Genomic DNA, 20,606 nt, shown 5'->3' with positions numbered 1-20,606 from the left:
TCTCCCATAGGATAGATCGGCACCCCCTACACATGGATTTAGGGAACCTGCAACAGACATTCATTTTCACCATTCATAAAAAACACTATTGAAGAAATTTTTTAGCACTATAAAAAACGCCCATACAAGTGTATGAGCGTTTCGATATTAACCTAATAGAGCACGGTCTGAATTCATTTTTTCCCCACGAATACGTTCAAACTCAGACATTAAATCAGGGATTGTTAATTCATGTTTTCGATCTTCACCAACTTCTAAAATGATTTGGCCTTTATCCATCATAATCAGACGATTCCCTAAATCTAATGCTTGCTGCATATTGTGCGTTACCATTAATGTGGTTAAATTATCTTTTTCCACTAAGTACTTCGTAATACGAGTAATTAATTCTGCACGTGATGGATCTAGTGCAGCTGTATGCTCATCCAGCAATAAAATAGATGGCTTTGTGAAGGTAGCCATTAAGAGCGACAAAGCTTGACGTTCCCCACCTGAAAGTAAACCTACCTTAGCAGAAAGACGATTCTCAAGATTTAAACCAAGCATCTCTAGCGATTCTTTAAAAAATTCACGACGCTTTTTGTCCACACCATTGCGTAGCCCTCTATGCTTATTTCGAGAGTATGCTAATGCTAGATTTTCTTCAATTGTCATCGTAGGTGCCGTTCCTGCCATTGGGTCCTGGAAGACACGACCAATGTATTGAGAGCGTTTATATTCAGGCAAACTTGTCACATCATTACCATCAATCAATACTGTACCGAAATCGGGTGTTAAAGCACCTGAAATCATATTCATCATCGTTGATTTACCTGCACCATTACTACCTATAATTGTCACAAAATCACCTGGCTTTAAATGTAGGTTTATCTCCGCAAGTGCAATCTTCTCATCAGGTGTTCCTTCATTAAATACCTTATTAATACCATGTAATTTAAGCAAGGCCATTTCCTCCCTGCTCTACTTTTTTTACTTGTGAAAGTTCTGCAGCTCGTTTAGCTTTACGTTTACGTTCTTTACTCTTATTGATAAATTGAGGTAAGATCAGTGCCAAAATAACGATGATCGCCGTAATTAATTTCATGTCCCCTGAATCAAGGAAATCTACACGTAATGCTAAAGCTAATATAATTCGATAAATGATGGCTCCTGCAATGACTGCAAACGTTGTACGGATAATGGTTTTAGTCCCAAAAATAGCTTCACCAATAATAACGGATGCGAGACCGATCACAATCATACCAATCCCCATACTAACATCAGAGAACTTCGAGTATTGTGCGATTAAAGCTCCAGAAAATGCGACAAGCGCATTGGAAAGTCCTAGCCCCAAAATGATAAGTGTATCTGTATTTGCAGAGAAGCTGCGAATCATTCGTTTATTATCACCAGTTGCTCGGATAGCTAGCCCAACCTCTGTCTTTAAGAACCAGTCTGCTATTAACTTAATTAAAATCGTGATGATTAATACAACAATCAGCACACTCCATGTACCTGGTACATGCTGAAAGCCTATGCTTTTTAATAGGTTATTGATAGCATCATCGATCCCTAAATTACTCCAGAAAGATTGAAACTTTGAAAAGATTGTTTCAGAGTTTAGTAGTGGAATATTCGGGCGACCTATCGTATTTTCTGCAGTTAACCCCATGATACGTAGATTAATCGAGTATAAAGCAATCATCATTAAAATTCCTGATAAAAGCGGATTAATCTTTCCTTTCGTGTGAAGAATTCCTGTCATACATCCAGCAATAAATCCAGCAACAATTGCCACTAAAGTCGCTAAGATTGGGTGGTAGCCAAGCAAAACCATTGTTGCTGCAGTTGCCGCCCCTGTTACAAAGCTTCCATCAACCGTTAAATCCGGAAAATCTAACACCCGAAATGTTAAATATACACCAAGTGCCATAATTGCATAGATGATTCCTTGCTCCACTGCGCCAAATAATGCTAAAAACATCGTTGAATCATCTCCTAAATCTCTTTATTATTTATATCGCTTGTAAAATGAAGATAAAGCGGGGATAGTTCACCCCGCTTCGTTTTACTGTTCTAGAATTTCGGCACCCCAAGAATCTTTAATTTCGATTCCTAAATCATCTGCAACTTTTTTATTGATTAATAATTTCAGATTTTGTGGGTATTGTGCAGGTGTATCGGCAGGTGTCGCTTCACCTTTTAAAATTTTCACAGCCATTTGACCTGCTTCATAACCGATATCGAAATATTCAAACCCATAAGCAGCTAAACCGCCACGTGCTACAGAATCTAGTTCTCCTACGATTAATGGTAATTTATTCGTATTGGCAACATCAATTACCGACTCTAATGCAGAAACTACTGTGTTATCAGTAATAATATAGAAAGCGTCTACTTTACCAATTAGAGATTCTGTCGCTTGTTTTACATCTGCTGAAGTAGATGCTGATGCTTCTACCACCACTAAACCTTGTTCGTCCATAACCTTTTTCACTTCTGAAACTTGTGCAACTGAGTTTTGCTCACCGGCATTGTAGACCATCCCTACTTTTTTCGCGCCAAGTTCTTTTAGGAATGCTACAGTTTTAGAAATCGTTTCAGGATGTAAATCGATTGTGCCTGTAATATTTTTCCCTGGCTTCTCCATTGAGTCAATTAACTGTGCACCAACAGCATCTGTAACAGATGTAAAAATAATTGGAATATCACTTGTTGCTGTTGCAGCGGCTTGAGCAGAAGGTGTAGAGTTTGCAAAAATCAAATCTACGTTTGCACTTACTAGATTGTTAGCAATTGTTGTGTTAAGGCTATTATCTCCCTGTGCAATTTGTGAATCGTATTCAACTTTTAAGTCAGCATCTTCAATTGCTTTTTTAAAGCCTTCCGTTGCTGCGTTTAACGATGGATGCTCAACAATTTGAGTAATCCCGATTTTATATGTTTTATCGTCTGCATTTCCGCTCTCACTAGCATTGTTTGTTTCATTTCCTTTTGAATCTGTTGTACCAGAGCCACCGCTACCACAAGCAGCAAGAAGCAACACTAATCCAAAAAGAAGGAATGACAACTTCTTTACATTGCTTTTCACAAATAATCCCCCCGATTATATTCTCGAATATCTATCGCACTTTATCCAAACAAAGTGTGAATGTATCGCTATATTATCGTTATTATCGAGCTCCGTCAACAACATTATGAATGTTCTGACTTTTAAAATTGGCAAAATATTTTAGTTTTTCATTTAATTTGGCGCTTTAAACCGCTAAACTACGCTGTTTTAGTTATTCTATTTCCTTTTTCACCATAGTAAAAAATATTTATGACAATTTTGCGGCGATAGGACATTATAGACAAAGTCTGACATTTGACTTCTACTAGATATCTATAATAGAATATTTACTTGTGTGAAAGCACCGTGGTTCGTAACCATCCCACGAAAAAAAACTAAGGAGAAATGAATATGAAGATAAAATTTTTAGCAGCAAGTGGTATCATTGCGGCTCTCTATATAGCTGTAACCATGCTTGTTGCACCATTTGGTTTTACAGAGGTTCAGTTCCGAGTATCTGAGATGTTTAACCATTTAGTGGCCTTTAATCCACGCTTTGCCGTAGGGATTATTATTGGAGTATTGATCTCTAATCTCTTTTCACCACTTGGCATTTACGATTTAGTGTTTGGTGTAGGTCATTCAATGATTACACTCGGCCTGTTTATTTTAATCTGTAAATTTGTCAAAAATATTTGGGCACGTTTAATTATTAATACATTGCTCTTTACATGTACTATGTTTATCATTGCCTTTGAGCTGAACTTGGCTTTAGAGTTGCCATTTTTCTGGACTTGGCTAACAGTCGCGGCGGGTGAATTTGTTGTATTAGCTGTAGGTGCACCGATTATGTATGTATTAAACAAACGCCTTCACTTTAAAAATTTGATTTAACTGACGGATCTTTTTAGATTCGTCTTTTTTCTTGACACTATTTTGAAAATACTCTACAATTCTTTCTAATAAATGCAAGGAAGAAGAGTAGTAGCAAGCATTGTTACTTTAAGAGAGCTGGTGGTTGGTGCAAACCAGTAGTACAGACTTGTGAATGGACTTCAGAGCAGCCTTATCAAATGTAAGGCCGATTCGCTCCCCGTTACCGGAGCAGGAAAGCGCGCAAAAATTGCGAATGAAGGTGGCACCACGGTTACTCGTCCTTTTTATGAGGGATTGGAGTGGCTTTTTTTTTGGAAAAATTAGCATAGAGGAGTCGAGTTAAGATGAGTACAGTAGTAGAAAAAAAGGGATATTTCGGTGAATTTGGTGGAAGCTTTGTTCCAAAGGAGCTTCAAAATGTTTTAAATAGACTAGATGAGAATTTTCAAAAGTATAAAGAGGATGATGATTTTAAGCAAGAATTAGATTACTATTTCCGTGAATATGTCGGGCGTAAATCCCCTCTTTATTTTGCAGAAAATTTAACACAGCAATTAGGTGGCGCAAAAATCTATTTAAAACGTGAAGACCTTAACCATACAGGCTCACATAAAATCAATAATGTATTAGGACAAATTTTACTAGCTAAACGTATGGGAGCAAATCGCGTAATTGCCGAAACAGGTGCAGGACAACATGGAGTAGCAACAGCTACAGCGTGTGCCATGTTTGGAATGGATTGCACGATTTATATGGGCTTGGAAGATACAAAACGTCAGGCATTGAACGTATTTCGCATGGAACTTCTCGGAGCGAAAGTTGTTGCTGTCGATAAAGGGCAAGGCCGCTTAAAGGATGCTGTAGATGAAGCATTCGCTGACTTAGTAGAAAACTATGAAACAACCTTCTATTTATTAGGCTCAGCAGTTGGACCACACCCCTTCCCATCAATGGTTAAACATTTTCAATCAGTGATTAGCCGTGAAAGTCGTGAACAGATTTTAAAAAAGGAAGGAAAGCTGCCAACAGCTGTTCTTGCCTGCGTAGGAGGCGGTAGTAATGCTATTGGGGCATTTGCTGACTATATTGCAGACGAGGATGTTCGTCTTATTGGAATAGAGCCAGACAAAGCTGCTACCTTAAACGAAGGAACACCAGGAGAGCTACACGGCTTCAAATGTTTAGTACTTCAGGACGCAGAAGGTAACCCACTCCCTACCTATTCAATAGCAGCTGGTTTAGATTATCCAGGTGCAGGGCCTGAGCATAGCCATTTGAAAACAATCGGTCGTGCTGAGTATGTGACCGTGACAAATGAAGAAGTTTTAGATGCCTTCCAAGTACTTTCTAAGGTCGAAGGTATTATTCCTGCTCTTGAAAGCTCACATGCAGTCGCACATGCTCTAAAATTAGCACCAACTTTATCACCTGAGGAAAGCATTATTATTAATATATCAGGTCGTGGCGATAAAGACGTTGAACAAGTCTTCCACATGTTAACTAAATAACTCAAAAAAGAGCGACTTCCGTTTATAGAAGTCGCTCTTTTACCTATACCAATGATTTAGGATAAATTTCTGCTACATTATCTCGCAGCTTCGCTTTCAGGAATTTTCCGACAGATGTCTTTGGAATTTCTTCTAGAAAGACGACTGCATCTGGTACCCACCACTTGGCAAATTGATTTTCTAAAAAAGCAAGAAGCTCTGGTTCAGTTACTGATTGTCCCTCTTTCAATACAACACAAGCTAATGGACGCTCCTGCCATTTTGCATGGGGCATGGCAATGACAGCCGCTTCTAAAACGGCATCATGCGTCATCAGTGCATTTTCCAAATCAACAGAGGAAATCCACTCCCCACCTGATTTAATAAGATCCTTCGTACGGTCTGTTATTTTAATAAAGCCATCTGCTGTTCGTACAGCAATATCACCAGTATATAACCAACCATCTCGATAGGCATCTGCTGTTCGCTCATCACGATAGTATTCGTTGGAAATCCATGGGCCTTTTAAACGTAATTCCCCCATTGTTTCGCCATCCCAAGGTACCTCACCCGCCTCATTAATAATACTAGATTCGATACCTGCCATTGTCATCCCTTGCATCGCTCGAGCTTCAATACGTTTTTCAATCGGCCAATCTTCCATCCATGACATATAGTTGGACAATGCCACGATTGGTGTAGTTTCCGTCATGCCGTAGACAACAATATAAGGAATACCATACTTTTCTTCAAATGTCCGAATGAGTCGAGTTGGTGAAGCCGATCCACCACAGCATATCGCTCTTAAAGAGCTAATATCTCGCTCTTTCTTTTCCTGCTCCTGTAAGGCGCCTATCCAAATGGTTGGTACACCAGCAGTTAATGTAACTTTTTCTTGCTCGATTAAATCCATTATTAATGCTGAAGTAAATTGCGGACCTGGTAGAACTTGTGTAGCACCCACATTGACACTAGCAAAAGGTAAGCCCCATGCATTTGCATGAAACATGGGTACAATCGGCATCACCACATCCCTTTCCGCAATCCCCATAGAGTCAGACATACTCAGCATGATACTGTGTAAAACTAAACCCCGATGGGAATAGACAACCCCCTTTGGATTCCCTGTCGTAGCACTTGTATAGCACATACCAGCAGGTGCTTCTTCGTCAATATCCTCTGGAAATTGAAAATTTTCATCAGCCGAAGCTAATATGTCCTCATAGGATAAAACATTTTGTAGTGTAGTCTTCGGCAAAGCTGGTTCATCCGTCATAATGATATAGTGTTTCACTGTCTTAAGTTTTGGCGCAATATTTTCAATGATCGGCAATAAATCTACATCGACCATTAAAATCTCATCTTCTGCATGATTAATAATATAGATTAAGTGTTCTTCTGATAACCGAATATTTACCATGTGCAAGATTGCTCCTGAGCAAGGCACAGCAAAATAAGCTTCTAAATGCCGATGCTGATTCCACGCAAAGGAGCCGACTTTTGTTCCTCTTGTCATCCCTAGCTTTGTAAGGGCATCTGCTAAACGACGCGTTCTTTTTGCCCACTCCCCATATGTTAAACGATGTATTTTGTGTGGGCTTGTCCGTGAAATAATTGATTTTCTTGCAAAATAGCTCTCTGCTCGCTTGAAAAAACTAGTTAAAACTAATGGTGCTTGCATCATAAAACCCATCATCCCTTCATTTGTGAATTTCCCCTTGTGAAATTGTTATAGCATTAATTAAACTGAATACTATTAATATTCCGAATATTATTATATTTTAATTTCATAATTTAATCTATATATTCCAATAATTTTCTTTTATATATAAAAAAAACGGATGAAGTTTAGATCTTCACCCGTTGCCCATCTTTTATGAAATGGCTTTTTTATGCAGTTTGATTTTCAATTTTTCTAACATATCTACTGTCATTTTAGCTAAATCATATTCTGCTTTGAAGCCCCACTCTTTTTGAGCCGCTTCAATATTTAAAGAGTTTGGCCAGCTATCTGCAATGGCCTGACGAACTGGATCTACCTGATAGCTCATTGTGAAATTTGGTAAGTGTTTCTTGATTTCAGCCGCGATTTGCGAAGGTTCGAAGCTCATGGCTGTAATATTAAAAGCATTGCGATGAACAAGCTTACTACCGTCTGCTTCCATTAAATCCACAATAGCTTGTAAGGCATCTGGCATGTACATCATATCCATAAATGTACCTTCCTGAATATACGATGTATATTTGCCTTGTTCGATGGCTTCATAGAAAATTTCTACTGCATAATCTGTTGTACCACCACCTGGAGGTGTTACATAAGAAATTAGTCCTGGGAAGCGTACGCCACGTGTATCAACACCAAAACGATTGAAGTAATAATCGCATAATAACTCACCCGCTACCTTATTTACCCCATACATAGTTGTTGGTCTTTGCAAAGTATCCTGTGGTGTATCTTCCTTAGGTGTAGACGGACCAAACGCACCAATTGAGCTTGGCGTGAAAAATTGCATATTTAACTCACGTGAAACCTCCAACGCATTCATTAATCCACCCATATTTAAATTCCAAGCTAACAATGGATTTCTTTCTGCTGTAGCTGATAATAATGCTGCTAAATGCATCATTGTATCTGCACCGAAGTCCTTTGCTAAATCATGCATTCTTTGTCCATCTGTCACGTCCAATATTTCAAATGGGCCCTTAGTATGTTCAAGCTTTCTAATGTCTGTAGCAAGTATATTGTCCTCTCCATAAATACCACGAAGTTTTTCTACAAGCTCAGAACCAATTTGACCAAGTGCTCCAGTAACAATAATCTTTTTCATTTCCCAAAACCTCCACATGTGAACAATTGTACTTTCTGAAAGTACAAAAATACATTAATAAACATTGATTTAATAACACTTTCAATGGAATTCATTATAATGTGTTCGTTTTGAAAATACAACAATTATATTAATAATATTCCTTACAAAGAACATACAATCCCTTATTAACAGTATATGAGAACATGAAAAATATTGTGCTACAAAAATATATAAAACACATTTGTACATCTCAAAAACACAAAAAATTTATACTTTCATAAGCTAGTTTTGTAACCATGCAAAAAAAGAATCTTCTTTGCTATTTTTTGCAAAGAAGACCCTTTTCGAATATTATTCTTTAATATTAAATTATATCGAAAAACGTTTGACAGCTATTTGCAAAACTTTTGATACTTTGCGCAATTCCTTTATATAATTATGGAACTGTTGCTGAGCTGTTAATTGATCAGCTGTTAACGTAGCAACATGCTTAGTAGACACGGCATTCGTATCGGATAAGGCTGTCAGCATACCTGCATCCTCACTTACCTTCTTCGTGTGATTGGCAATCTCTTGAATCGTAGCAGATACTTCCATCATATAAGGCTTAATAGTATGTACTTTTTCTAAAATTTGATCAAAACTTGATGCAGTTTGTCCTGTAACAGCTACACCTTTTTCAGTCGCCACTAAAACGCCTTCCATCATTTGTACCGCATAACTCGAATCTAAATGGATGTTCTGTACAATGGATGTAATCGTTTGTGTCGATTGAACAGTTTGCTCTGCAAGCTTACGAACCTCATTAGCCACTACTGCAAAACCTTTACCATGCTCTCCTGCTCTTGCGGCTTCAATTGACGCATTTAAAGCCAGTAAATTAGTTTGTGCTGTTATTCTTTCTATTACTTCAATCATTTGATCGATCGATGCAGCCCGCTCTACTAAATTAAAGATAGCTGTATTAGATTTTTCAACCGCCTGCTTAATAGCTTGCATTTGCGTTAAATTAGCCTGCACAATTTCAGTTCCACTTTCTGCATCTCTGGCCGTTTTTTGCGCAAAACTTTCTACAACCTGAACCTTTTCTAAAATAACCTGTACATCATTTAAAACCTCCTCTAAGGAAGCCGTATTCGAAGCTAATTTACTAGAAGAAGCAGACGTTGACTCTGAGATAGATTGTACATCCTTCGCTATTTTTAATGTCGTTGTTGATGATTGCTCAGAGGAGTTCTGCAATTTCCCTGTCATTTCTTCTACTTCATAGGCACTGTCTGTCACAGTATGGAGTAGTCGTTTCACCTCTGTTACCATTTGATTGTATGACAGTACTACTTCACCAAGCTCATCATGAGCTACATAACTTGCATTGGCAGTGAAATCACCTTGTTCTGCACGTTTTAATAATGACTTTAGTTGACGGGTTGGTATATTGACTGCCTTCGTTGCGATAAAGCCGATAAGGATAACAAGCAAGACAACCGCTAAGCATACACCACCTAGTAACCAGTAGCCGAATTGTACATCTTTCAGATAAGCATGCTGTTGGTCTTTTGCTCGTTGAACCAAATAATTTTGCGTGTCTTCTAATAATGCATGACTCTCCTGACTAATTGGTAAAAATGTTTGCACATAAAACTGATCTAGCTCACCATGGTTCAATTGCTTAAAGTTCTCGATGGCTTCTTCCTGCTTCTTAAGCAATGACTTATACTTCTTAATTTGATGACTCATCTTTTTATCAATTTCTTGGCTATCTAGATGCTCTAAAGGCTGTGCCATATTTTGTAAAATGGCTGTCATTTCTTTATCGTTGCCTTTCGAATCTACTATTAAATCTAATCGACGCTGTGATTCTTCTAGCTCATTTAGCCATCCAATTGGGACAAGTCCCTGTGTATAACTCTCACTTGCATGCCACGACATTTTCCTTAAGTAATCTACACTGAATATACCTAGCAATACATTCGATAATACACAAACAATCATGAGTACAAGTAACTTGTCCTTCACCTTAATGAAACGGAAAAAATGCATGATCCCTGGCTCCTCCTCCAACTCTTACCAATAATGATAGTATAGAGATATAAAGCCAGTGTTATATTTTTGTAAATTTTAATCGAAACATTAAGAATTTATACCCATCATTTAGTTTTATCTAGGTAATTTAACTCGCTAAATTAGCCGGATGATTGCTTCTTATTCATACTATTTTCAGAAAAACATCCGCAACCTTCCATACATTGTCAGCGTTCATAATAGAGAATGGAGGTGTTACATTTGACGCAATTCAAGAAGTTAGATTGGAGTTTAGTAATAAGTCTTCTTTTACTCGGCGCTATTAGTTGCCTTTTTGTCCATTCTAGTAGTGTAAATTTTGAACAGTATTCAAGCTCCTTTATTATCAAACAGTTTTTATTTTATATCATCGGATTAACCATCATGTTTGGAATATCTTTGCTTGATATTGAACAGTTGAAGAAGATTGGATGGCCATTTTACTTCCTAATAGTTGCTTTAACGGCTGGTCTTATTGTTGCACCTGAAAGCATTGCTCGAACGATCAATCAGGCAAAATCATGGTATCAAATCCCGTTTTTAGGCTCCCTCCAACCATCGGAATTTTTAAAATTCGCTTTTTTAATAGTTGTGAGTAAGGTCATTATTGCTCATCAAGAGAAAAATGCCCGCCCCTCTTATCTAGCAGATTTTTGGTTACTTATAAAAATCGGGCTAATTGTCATTCCTCCTACGCTACTTGTTTATAGACAACCCGATACAGGTATGGTCATGTTGTATATGGCAATGATTTTACCGATGATTTTCTTTTCAGGTATTCATAGAAAGCTTCTTGTTGTATTTACGGCCGTTCCTCTAGTTATCGTCAGTACGATGGTAGTGCTCTATGTCAGATTTAATGAATTTTTTACAGAGAAGGTTTTGGGCGCTCTATCAGGACATCAGATTTCTAGAATTTATGGATGGCTTCAGCCTTATGAATATACAGATTCTTCTTTTCAAGTACGCCAGGGCTTTATGGCTATCGGATCAGGAGAATTTGTGGGCAAGGGCTATCTACATAATAATGTCTATGTACCAGAAAAACATACCGACTTTATATTCTCTGCTATTGCAGAAGAGTTAGGTTTTATTGGAGGAGCATTTGTAATAGCGCTACTATTTTTTGTTATCTATCGTATTGTCGTTATCACGGTAGTAGCGCGAGACCCCTTTATGACTTTAATGGGGGCAGGTATTTCAAGCTTACTAGCCTTTCAAATTACTCAAAATATCGGTATGACCATTGGGCTTTTACCTGTCACAGGTGTCACCCTACCCTTTTTAAGCTATGGCGGAAGTTCATTATTATCCAATTTTATGCTTATCGGAATCGTCATGATTATTCATAATTCATATAAGGGGTATATGTTTAAAGTAGGAGACTAACAAAATACAAGTAGAGATACAGTACATACTATTCTCTACTTGCTAAGTTAAGGGGGGATTAATTCGTTAAAAACTTCTTCATACTTGCATCATATTGATCGATAAATAACTTTGCTTCATTATATGGTAAATTTAAAGCAGCTAAAGCGGCACCACCTACTGGTAAGCTATAAGCACCCACGAAGTCATACTGATTACTATTCTTTTTATCAATAGCGATTAATTTTTTAGTAAATAGCTCCAATTCATTAAAAACTCCACCAGCCAGCACTACTTTGACTTGCTTATCTGCAAACGGGTTTTTTTTGTAACAAGCATCTATACTTTGATAAAAAACATGACACACTTGATCAATAATTGTATTGGCTTCTCCATCACCACGTTTAGCGCATTCAATTGCAACCTTACTTAAAGGAGATATGGTATCCCGCGGATGTCCTTCACCATATACCACTTCAATTATCTCTGGAACGGAATGTAATCGAAAATATTCTAATACCGCTGTTGTTAGAAGCGTTTCAGGACCTCTTTTATCGAATGCTTTAAATACCGCTTTTAATGTGCGTATGCCAATATCATAGCCACTGCCCTCATCATCAAAAATATAACCCCATCCTGCTGTGCGCTCAATTCTTCCAGATGCATCTATACTGAGTGTAATCGCACCCGTACCAGAAATTTGTACAATGCCTGGCTGCCCCAAGGTCCCCGCATACAGCGCGTTCATTCCATCATTCGATAGTGATAGTTGACAGTCTTTCGGTAAAAGCGAGGTTAATAATGCATAGGTAATTTTCTCATTATTATTTTCTGTTACACCAGACAGGCCCGCATGGCACTTTGTAATGTGTTGAAATTCCTGAGGCTGTTGTCTTTTTAAATCATTTATTAATTCTGTTATCGTCTCTGTAAAATGCTCAAAGCTCATGGACGTGGGATTACTTTTGCCTGTTTCTGCTAGCGCCATAATTTGCCCATGACATGTTGAGATTGTTGCAATCGTTTTCGTTCCACCACCGTCTATTGCCAAAACATGCAAGTGCCTTCACCTCTAGACAATTTTAATTGTAGATACAATTTCTCCTACCTCTACCCCTGCATCATTACGCACAAATGTAGGAGACAATGCTTTAATACGCTCAATTGTTTCTTGATTTTTATACTGAATTTGTTCCAATACAGAAGCAATTACATTCGGCCATGGACTTTCTGAGCCATTCATTATTTTCAAGGCAAAACTTACTCCTTCATCTCTAAGAGCAAAACAGTATACACCCTGTGCTCCGCCCTTTGCCACAATATTAGGGTCCTTTAATAATGCCGTACAAATAAAGTTTTGTGCTGCAATGATATGATTCTCATGATTCATCACTGACGTAAGCTTGATTACTGCTTCACGAATTAGTTGATCATCAATTAATTCTGGTCGTGCTAACTTTAAATAGGCAATGGCCATGTTTTTTAACGGAATCGCAAAGACGGGCGCACCACAGCCATCAATCCCTGTACGAATTCTCTCTATCTCATATTCACTTAAATAAGCAATATATTTTTTTATCATCTGTTGCAGTGGATGTTCGGGATGACAATATTGCTTGACATCATAGCCATTTGCTAGACATGCAGTTAAAAATCCTAAATGCTTACCAGCGCAATTATGAAAGAGTTTCCTCTTTTCAAATCCCTGTTGAATATACTGTGTTTTAGGTTCCTCATTTAATGGATAGGATGCTGCACAAATTAATTCATTTTCATGAATTGGGAGTTTTTCCAGCAGAGAAACTAATGCCTCTTGATGGTAAACTTCGCCTCTTTGTGAAGCCAGAAATAGTGCGCTTTCTTTTGAAGTAATTTCGTACTTTTCTATAAAATCAGTCAGAAAAATAGGAATGGCTTGAAATGGTTTTGCTGCAGAACGAAAATATACAGGCTTATAATCTTGACCTACTGAGACGAATTCTTCCTTCGCTAGATTCACAGCACTCATTTGACCATAATGCACATTTTCCATTAATCCTGAACGATACTCCTTTAAAAATTCTGAGTAAGCCACGAATCAACCAACCTTTCTTTAAACAGACAGCAACTGCTTTTGTGCTTGTAATGCCGCTCCTTTAACAACCCCTTCTTTTAATTGATTGGAAAACTGCAAATCAAAGTAGGGTTGTAATTCCTTCCATATATACTGTTTACACTTATCACTAAGCAGTTTTTGAAATGTCACATTGTGCTCAATAATTTCTCCACTGACAATGACAGCCTCTGGCTCGTATAAGCAAACTAGATTATTGATGGCAATAGCTAGAAAAGTAGCTACATCGTGCTGAATATCGATCGCCCATTGCTCGCCTTGATCAACACAATGCAAAATCTCTTCTATTGATTGAATATTAAGATTTTTTGGTGTTCTTTTTAACAGCGTAACTTCAGAAACATACATGGATAGGCACCCTCTTTTACCACAGTGACACATCTCACCAAATGGATTAATTGTTATATGGCTTATCTCTCCAGCTTTATTTTGAATGCCACGATACACTTCTCCATTTAATAATATAGATGCTCCTATTCCTGTTCCAATACCGACTAAAATACAATTTGAATACAGTGGTGTGTAGATATCTCCAATTTCAGCAATGATTTGCATTTTTAATTCATTATCTACGATGACTTCACAACCAAAAATACCATTTAAATCTTCTCTTATATGGCAGTTTTCCCACTTCAATTGCTCAGAGGAAACGATTATCCCTTCCTCGTTATTGATTACTCCTGGAACGCCTATCCCAATGCCTAGTAATTTATCCGAAGCAATCTGATATTCTGTCATGATATTATCTATAGACTGTTTCAGTAGGTGTAGAGCTTCCTCATATTGGTGTCTAATGCTACATTTGACTTCCTGAAAGGCAATAAGCTTCCCTAAGAAATCTAATATACCTATTCGAATAGTAAAACAGTCAATTTCTATCCCAATCGTATATAAAGCATCTTCTCGCATATGAATTAACGTAGGACGTCTACCAATGGCTGTTTCTTCCGATACCCCTTCAAGAATAAAGCCTTCCGCTTCTAGCTCCTGCACAATACGAGTAATGGTCGTAGGGCTCATTTTTGTATATTTTGATAATTGAATTCTTGAAATTGGCGCCATCTGCCTTATTGCGTCAAGCACAATATATTTATTTTGTCTTCGCATTTGTACTTGATCTTGCTTTTTCAAATTAGATTCAACCCCTATTTAAACTTTTCTATGAATTGTACAGCTTCTTTGATGTCTTTTTCGGGATTTGATCTCACTTCTCGTTCAATAGTTAAATAGCCATTGTATCCGATTTCTTGTAAAGCTGAAAAATAAAGCTCGAAATTGACATCTCCATGACCTAATGGAAGTTCTCTGAAAAACTCTCCATTTTCCACCATTTCTTCTATTTTATCATGAGACGTTCCAGAATCGTATCCTAAGTACCCGTACACATCTTTAGGATTCGTTGACTGTAGTTGAATACCATCCTTTACATGTGTATGTACAATATACTTCTTTAATAGTTTGACTCCAGCTACAGGATCATCTTTTGTTACCATCACCATATTGGCAGGATCAAAATTAACCGATACACCATTCGTTGATAGCTTATCTAAAAACCCTTTTAATGTTTTACTCGTTTCTGGTCCTGTTTCAATCGCAAAGTAAGCGTCTAATGATGTAGCATATTGTCCTAATTCTTCACAAGCTTCCAGCATTGTTTGATAGATTGGGTCATTTTCATCTTCAGGAATAATGCCAATATGGGTTGTAACAATGGATGTTCCTAGGTCCTTGGCTAATTGCAGTATGTCTTTCGATTTCTTTATTTTCCAGGCATTTTCTGCTTTATCTTGGAAGCCATGTCCTCCTAAATCTCCACATAATGCAGAGATTTCTAGACCTAACCCTAAGATATACGCCTTCAATTCTGCTCTCTGTTCAGCACTTAGGTTATCGGGGTCCAATTCTCCTGAAACGGCATACATTTGTACCCCCTGTGCACCAACTTCTTTCGCCTTTAACAAACCTTCAACAATAGGTAAACGAAAGCTGTCTACTATCACACCGATTTTATTATCCAATTTCACCATTTTAATAAACAACCTCCTTTCCTTCAGTTGCAGAAATATAAATACCTTCTAAGATTTTCATAATTTCTACCCCATCTTCCACAGGTGCAACTGATTCATAATGATGAAGGCAACAATCAACAAATGAATTGATTTCATTTTGAAAGGCAGTCGCAAAATCAAATGTTAGATCGTTAATTTGAGGATGAATATTTAAAATCGTATTATGCTCTTCACTTACAATTTTTAATTCAGGCTCTAGCTCTGCTCCACCGTTCGTGCCATATAGCTTAATACTTATTTCTTCTTTTATAGCATGTAGTGTATAGGAAACGTCTACCATTAGCGAAGCCCCATTCTCAAATGTAATGAGGGCATTTGCTAAGTCTTCTACTGTGTTTTTAGTAGCATCATAGTCTGCAGCCTTGTAAAAGGATAAATTTTCAATATGATTTCGATTTCCTAATTGATTGTAAGTATGACCTGTTATACGCTTCACCTTTGGTCTACCCATTAAATACCAACATATATCAATTACATGTACCCCTAGATCAATTAAAGGTCCGCCACCAGACTTATCAATTTCTGCAAACCAGCCTCCTGGATTCCCTAATCTTCTTAGGCAGGAAGCTTTGGCATAATAAATATCGCCCAATTTGTTATCGTCAATGAAGCTTTTCAGTACTTTGGTATTTGTTGCAAACCGTCTTACATAGCCCACTTGAAATACTTTCTGATGCTTTTCTGCAACCTTTTGGATATTTAGAGCCTCTGCATAAGTCATAGATAGCGGCTTTTCTATTAGAACATGTAAGTCATTTTCCAAAGCAAGAATCGCCAATTCTGCATGCGTATTATTCCATGTACAAATACTGACAGCATCCACATTTTTATCTGCGAATAGCTCTTCTTTCGTAGAAAAAACATGCGTTGCTCCAAATTGGGCTGCTTTCGCTTTGCCTCGTTCAATAGAAGCATCATACACGCCATATAATTCAACGAATGGATTATTCGTATAGGAACCTAAGTGAAAATCTGAAATAGAACCTGTGCCAATGACACAAACTTTTAATTTGTTCATGTACTTTCCCCCTTTAGAGCTTGCATTCGTCCCATAAACGACGTACATTATCCATTCCTATTTTTGAACCAACTTGACAATCTTCCATTCCTTCAAACTCAATAGTAAGATAACCATCATATCCACTGCCTTTTACGAGCTTAATAATTTCTCGAATATTTATATCGCCATGTCCGACAATAGCACCTCTGATGTAGTTGTTATGAACTGTACGGAACCACTCGCCCTCACCTGGATTTTCATAATAAGGACGAATATAAAAATCTTTAAAATGTACCGTAGCAGCATAAGGAATGTTTTTCATAACACCAATGAGAGGTTCTTCATCAATACATAAAAAATTACCGATATCTAAAGTTGTTTTAAAGTTGTCTCTGTTTACCGCATGAATTAATTGTTGTACACGATCACTTGTTTGAACATTAAAGCCATGATTTTCAATCGTTGTCGTAATATTAAATTGTTTCGCGTAATCTGCAATTAGCTGACAGCCTCTAACCATTTCTTCAAAGTGCTCGTTGTAATAATGAATGGATGTTTGCTCCTTTGGTAAGGTAAAAAGAGTAACGTCATGGCGCATAATCTGAATACCCATATGATGTACTACATCAATATGTTTCTTTAAACGTTCAACTTCTTCTAAAAAAGCTTCTTCTGTATCCTGAATAAAGTTAGCTGGTAAAGAATAGGCGGATAACTTTAATCCTAGCTCTGCTGCTTTATCTTTAATTTCAGTTGCAAGTTCATAGTTATCTACAACCGTAAATTCGTAGGGCACTAATTCTACATGCTGACCACCGTTGTCTGCTACCCATTGTAAAACATCCAGAACATCCATCTCTCCCTGTCTCATTTTTTTAACCATGCTGTATGTGCTTAACCCTATTTTCATTTATAAACATCCTCTCCATTAGTTAACAAAGTGACATGCAACACTTTGCTCTTCGTTAATTTTCTTCATTTCTGGTATAGCTTGCTTACATATATCTGATGCAAAGGGGCACCTTGTGTGGAAGGTACAACCACTTGGCGGATTTTTAGGATTTGGAATATCACCAGTTAAAACGATCTTCTTTTTTCGTAATGTTGGGTCTGCAATTGGTACGGAAGCAATAAGCGCTTGTGTATATGGATGCTTTGGTTCATTAAATATGGTTTCTTTACGCCCAATTTCTACAATGGATCCTAAATACATAACCCCAATATAATGGCTAATATGCTCTACAACACTTAAATCGTGAGAAATAAAGAGATACGATATTTTATATTCTTGCTGTAATTGCTTTAATAGATTCAATATTTGCGATTGTATAGATACATCCAACGCAGACACAGGCTCATCAGCAATAATTAATTTTGGCTTTGTTATTAAAGCACGTGCAATACCTAAACGCTGTCTTTGTCCACCACTGAACTCATGTGCATAGCGATCGGCATGTTCAGCATTTAATCCAACGACTTCCAGCATTTCAAGCACTAGTTTTTCACGCTCTGCTTTCGAAAGTTTTGTATGAATTTCTAAAGGTTCCCCAACAAGCTCCTTGACCTTCATTCTTGGATTCAATGAGGCATAGGGGTCCTGAAAAATCATTTGAACAGTTTGCCTTAAGTGCCTTAATTCAGATGGCTTTGCAGTAGTTACTTCTTTCCCATCCACAACGATACTTCCATTCGTTGGTGCTATTAATCTAGTAATTAATCTGCCTGTAGTAGATTTCCCACAACCACTTTCTCCAACTAGACTGAATGTCGTACCTTCCTCTATTTCAAAGGAAACATCTATAACCGCGTTAACATATTGCTTTTTTTGAAATAACCCTCCGGCTATTTGAAAGCTCTTTTTTAAATTCTCCACTTTTAATATACTGTTAGGCATTTACTTCCACATCCTTTTTCACATATAGCCAGCAGCTACATTGGCGTGTAGCTGAAATTTTTACTGTCGGTGGACTCTCCTGATGGCATATAGACATCGCTTGATTACAACGTGGAGCAAATTTACAACCATTCGGCATATTTTGTGGGGATGGTACTTGACCATTGATAGAATCTAATACTTCTTTGTTATCACCAATTTTCGGTACAGATGCAATTAAACCTTTTGTATAGGGATGCTTGGGGCTAGCAAATAATTCAAAGACATCTGCTTCCTCTACAACCTGCCCTGCATACATTACCACTACCCTATCGCACATTTCCGCAACAACACCTAAATCATGTGTAATTAATAAAATAGCTGTCTCATTTTCTTCTTTTAGCTTTTTCATTAATTCTAAAATTTGAGCTTGTATCGTGACATCAAGCGCAGTGGTTGGTTCGTCAGCAATAAGTAAATTAGGGTGGCAGGCCATAGCCATTGCAATCATTACACGCTGGCGCATTCCTCCTGAGAGCTGATGTGGATATTCATAAATGATTTCCTCGGCCCTTCCTATGCCCACGCTTTTTAACATTTGGATTGCATGATGCTTACTTTCGTTCTTCGGCAGTTTCAAATGCATCTCAATTGCTTCCATTAACTGCTTGCCTATTTTTAAGACAGGATTTAAAGAAGTCATGGGCTCTTGAAAAATCATGGCCATTTGCTTGCCACGAATCTTCCGAATTTCTGATTCGGACATTTTCGTCAAGTCATGCCCATTAAAATGTATAGAGCCATTGACGATTTTGCCTGTAGTACCGTGAAATAATTGCATGATGGATAACGATGTTAAGCTTTTTCCACTGCCCGATTCTCCCACTAAGCCTAATATCTCTCCTTTACCGATGGAAAAATTGACACCTCTTAAAATCTTGATTTCCTTATTATCACGCGTAAAGGACGTTTCTAAGTCACTTACTCGCAATACATGTTCTGGCATAGGCATTCTCCTTAATTATTCTTTATTTTTGGATCTAACACATCTCGTAATCCATCACCTATTAAGTTAAATGCTAGTACGGTTAAAAATATGGCAATGCCTGGCATGATGACTACGTGCGAAGATGTTCCTAAATAGTCACGCCCACTACTTAGCATTACTCCCCACTCAGGCATTTCAGGGCTTGCACCTAAGCCTAAAAAGCTTAAACCAGAAGCTGCTAAAATGGCTGTCCCTATACGCATTGTGACAAAAATGATTAACTCACTAATCGTTTCAGGGAAAATATGTTTCCACAGCACTCTAACATGCGAAGCCCCCATTGATTGTGCTGCCTCTACGTAGACATTCTCCTTCGCATTCAATGTAGCACCTCTGACTAAACGGGCAAAAGATGGCACACTAAAGATCATCACAGCAATGATGACATTATTAATACCAGGGCCCAATAAGGCTACAATGGCAATCGCTAATAATAAATCAGGGAATGAAAACAACACATCACAGCTGCGCATGATGATTTTGTCAATCCACCCACCAAAGTAACCGCTAATTAAACCTAAAATAGTTCCTAGTATTAAGCCTAAAAATACGGCACTAAAACTCACCATTAAGGATATCTTTGCGCCTACTATTAAACGACTAAATATATCTCGACCATACTCGTCCGTTCCTGCCAAATGACTTGCACTTGGTCCCTCTAATAAAGCATCATAATTCGGTTCAAAAGGATCGTAAGGTGCGATATAAGGACCAATAATGGCGACTACAATTAACAATCCTATAAAGATACTTGCTACCAAAGCAGCCTTTTGTTTTTTAAAAGACTTCCAAAATTCTTTAAGAGGAGAGTATTTTCTTTGTGTATTTTGCACTTGGCTATTTTGCATAGTAGTTGGTGAAGTCATTTTG

At 37.6% G+C, this 20,606-nt stretch carries 18 protein-coding genes, 1 riboswitch and 1 other annotated feature; of the genes, 3 read left to right on the top strand and 15 right to left on the bottom strand.

What is annotated here, in order from left to right; genetic code table 11:
• Positions 1 to 147: 147 nt before the first annotated feature.
• The 3 genes from NP781_RS25175 to NP781_RS25165 all read right to left on the bottom strand — a co-directional run bounded on the left by NP781_RS25175 (position 148) and on the right by NP781_RS25165 (position 3,070).
• Positions 148 to 942, bottom strand: a complete 795-nt coding sequence (locus NP781_RS25175) for an ABC transporter ATP-binding protein (RefSeq protein ID WP_004225432.1) — start codon at positions 940 to 942, stop codon at positions 148 to 150.
• The gene (locus NP781_RS25170) at positions 935 to 1,963 is read right to left on the bottom strand and encodes an ABC transporter permease (RefSeq protein ID WP_009371612.1); all 1,029 of its coding nucleotides are present in this window, start codon (positions 1,961 to 1,963) and stop codon (positions 935 to 937) included. The genes NP781_RS25175 and NP781_RS25170 overlap by 8 nt, the downstream gene beginning before the upstream one ends.
• Positions 1,964 to 2,047: 84 nt before the next feature.
• The gene (locus NP781_RS25165; protein WP_257521100.1) at positions 2,048 to 3,070 is read right to left on the bottom strand and encodes an ABC transporter substrate-binding protein; all 1,023 of its coding nucleotides are present in this window, start codon (positions 3,068 to 3,070) and stop codon (positions 2,048 to 2,050) included.
• A gap of 321 nt (positions 3,071 to 3,391) precedes the next feature.
• Positions 3,392 to 3,436: riboswitch (PreQ1 riboswitch) on the top strand.
• A gap of 6 nt (positions 3,437 to 3,442) precedes the next feature.
• On the opposite strand from NP781_RS25165, the gene NP781_RS25160 reads away from it, so the two are divergent.
• Entirely contained in the window at positions 3,443 to 3,925 is a 483-nt protein-coding gene (locus NP781_RS25160; RefSeq protein ID WP_048393417.1) for a QueT transporter family protein, read from the top strand.
• 68 nt (positions 3,926 to 3,993) lie between these two features.
• Positions 3,994 to 4,193 (top strand) — a binding site (T-box leader).
• Positions 4,194 to 4,251: 58 nt separating this feature from the next.
• Complete coding sequence (trpB, locus tag NP781_RS25155) at positions 4,252 to 5,415, top strand: tryptophan synthase subunit beta (RefSeq protein ID WP_221679245.1); 1,164 nt, start codon at positions 4,252 to 4,254, stop codon at positions 5,413 to 5,415.
• A 43-nt stretch (positions 5,416 to 5,458) separates the two neighbouring features.
• Here the strand turns inward: trpB and NP781_RS25150 are convergent, their stop codons facing one another.
• The 3 genes from NP781_RS25150 to NP781_RS25140 form a co-directional block, all read right to left on the bottom strand.
• The gene (locus NP781_RS25150) at positions 5,459 to 7,078 is read right to left on the bottom strand and encodes a long-chain fatty acid--CoA ligase (protein ID WP_221679244.1); all 1,620 of its coding nucleotides are present in this window, start codon (positions 7,076 to 7,078) and stop codon (positions 5,459 to 5,461) included.
• 190 nt (positions 7,079 to 7,268) lie between these two features.
• Positions 7,269 to 8,222: an L-threonine 3-dehydrogenase gene (locus tag NP781_RS25145; protein WP_004225462.1), complete on the bottom strand. Its 954-nt coding sequence runs from the start codon at positions 8,220 to 8,222 to the stop codon at positions 7,269 to 7,271.
• 351 nt (positions 8,223 to 8,573) lie between these two features.
• A complete protein-coding gene (locus NP781_RS25140) occupies positions 8,574 to 10,244 on the bottom strand; it encodes a methyl-accepting chemotaxis protein (protein ID WP_257521099.1) in 1,671 nt (556 codons plus the stop codon).
• 243 nt (positions 10,245 to 10,487) lie between these two features.
• Between NP781_RS25140 and NP781_RS25135 the strand changes: the two genes are divergently transcribed.
• Positions 10,488 to 11,654 (top strand): FtsW/RodA/SpoVE family cell cycle protein, encoded by a 1,167-nt coding sequence (locus tag NP781_RS25135; RefSeq protein WP_257521098.1) that lies wholly within the window; start codon positions 10,488 to 10,490, stop codon positions 11,652 to 11,654.
• A gap of 58 nt (positions 11,655 to 11,712) precedes the next feature.
• Here NP781_RS25135 and NP781_RS25130 read toward each other — a convergent pair whose 3' ends face one another.
• From NP781_RS25130 to NP781_RS25090, 9 genes are read right to left on the bottom strand one after another with little or no spacing between them, the layout of a single operon-like run.
• Positions 11,713 to 12,693: an N-acetylglucosamine kinase gene (locus NP781_RS25130; protein WP_221679238.1), complete on the bottom strand. Its 981-nt coding sequence runs from the start codon at positions 12,691 to 12,693 to the stop codon at positions 11,713 to 11,715.
• 12 nt (positions 12,694 to 12,705) lie between these two features.
• Positions 12,706 to 13,707: an asparaginase gene (locus NP781_RS25125; RefSeq protein ID WP_221679236.1), complete on the bottom strand. Its 1,002-nt coding sequence runs from the start codon at positions 13,705 to 13,707 to the stop codon at positions 12,706 to 12,708.
• An 18-nt stretch (positions 13,708 to 13,725) separates the two neighbouring features.
• On the bottom strand, positions 13,726 to 14,877 hold the full coding sequence (locus NP781_RS25120) for an ROK family transcriptional regulator (protein WP_221679234.1): 1,152 nt from the start codon (positions 14,875 to 14,877) through the stop codon (positions 13,726 to 13,728).
• Positions 14,878 to 14,891: 14 nt separating this feature from the next.
• On the bottom strand, positions 14,892 to 15,773 hold the full coding sequence (locus tag NP781_RS25115) for a sugar phosphate isomerase/epimerase family protein (protein ID WP_221679232.1): 882 nt from the start codon (positions 15,771 to 15,773) through the stop codon (positions 14,892 to 14,894).
• A gap of 1 nt (position 15,774) precedes the next feature.
• Complete coding sequence (locus tag NP781_RS25110; RefSeq protein ID WP_004225482.1) at positions 15,775 to 16,833, bottom strand: Gfo/Idh/MocA family protein; 1,059 nt, start codon at positions 16,831 to 16,833, stop codon at positions 15,775 to 15,777.
• A gap of 13 nt (positions 16,834 to 16,846) precedes the next feature.
• Positions 16,847 to 17,725, bottom strand: coding sequence for a sugar phosphate isomerase/epimerase family protein (locus NP781_RS25105; RefSeq protein WP_257521097.1), 879 nt, complete (start codon positions 17,723 to 17,725; stop codon positions 16,847 to 16,849).
• An 18-nt stretch (positions 17,726 to 17,743) separates the two neighbouring features.
• The gene (locus NP781_RS25100) at positions 17,744 to 18,709 is read right to left on the bottom strand and encodes an ABC transporter ATP-binding protein (RefSeq protein ID WP_221679228.1); all 966 of its coding nucleotides are present in this window, start codon (positions 18,707 to 18,709) and stop codon (positions 17,744 to 17,746) included.
• Positions 18,702 to 19,694: an ABC transporter ATP-binding protein gene (locus NP781_RS25095; protein ID WP_221679226.1), complete on the bottom strand. Its 993-nt coding sequence runs from the start codon at positions 19,692 to 19,694 to the stop codon at positions 18,702 to 18,704. Before NP781_RS25095 ends, NP781_RS25100 begins: the two co-directional genes overlap by 8 nt.
• An 11-nt stretch (positions 19,695 to 19,705) precedes the next feature.
• Complete coding sequence (locus NP781_RS25090; RefSeq protein WP_221679224.1) at positions 19,706 to 20,602, bottom strand: ABC transporter permease; 897 nt, start codon at positions 20,600 to 20,602, stop codon at positions 19,706 to 19,708.
• Positions 20,603 to 20,606 lie beyond the last annotated feature (4 nt).

This window comes from Lysinibacillus sp. FN11, assembly GCF_024628845.1.
GTDB classification, from domain to species: domain Bacteria; phylum Bacillota; class Bacilli; order Bacillales_A; family Planococcaceae; genus Lysinibacillus; species Lysinibacillus capsici.
Note: the sequence above shows the minus strand (reverse complement) of the source record. Positions and strands in the feature narration are given on the sequence as shown.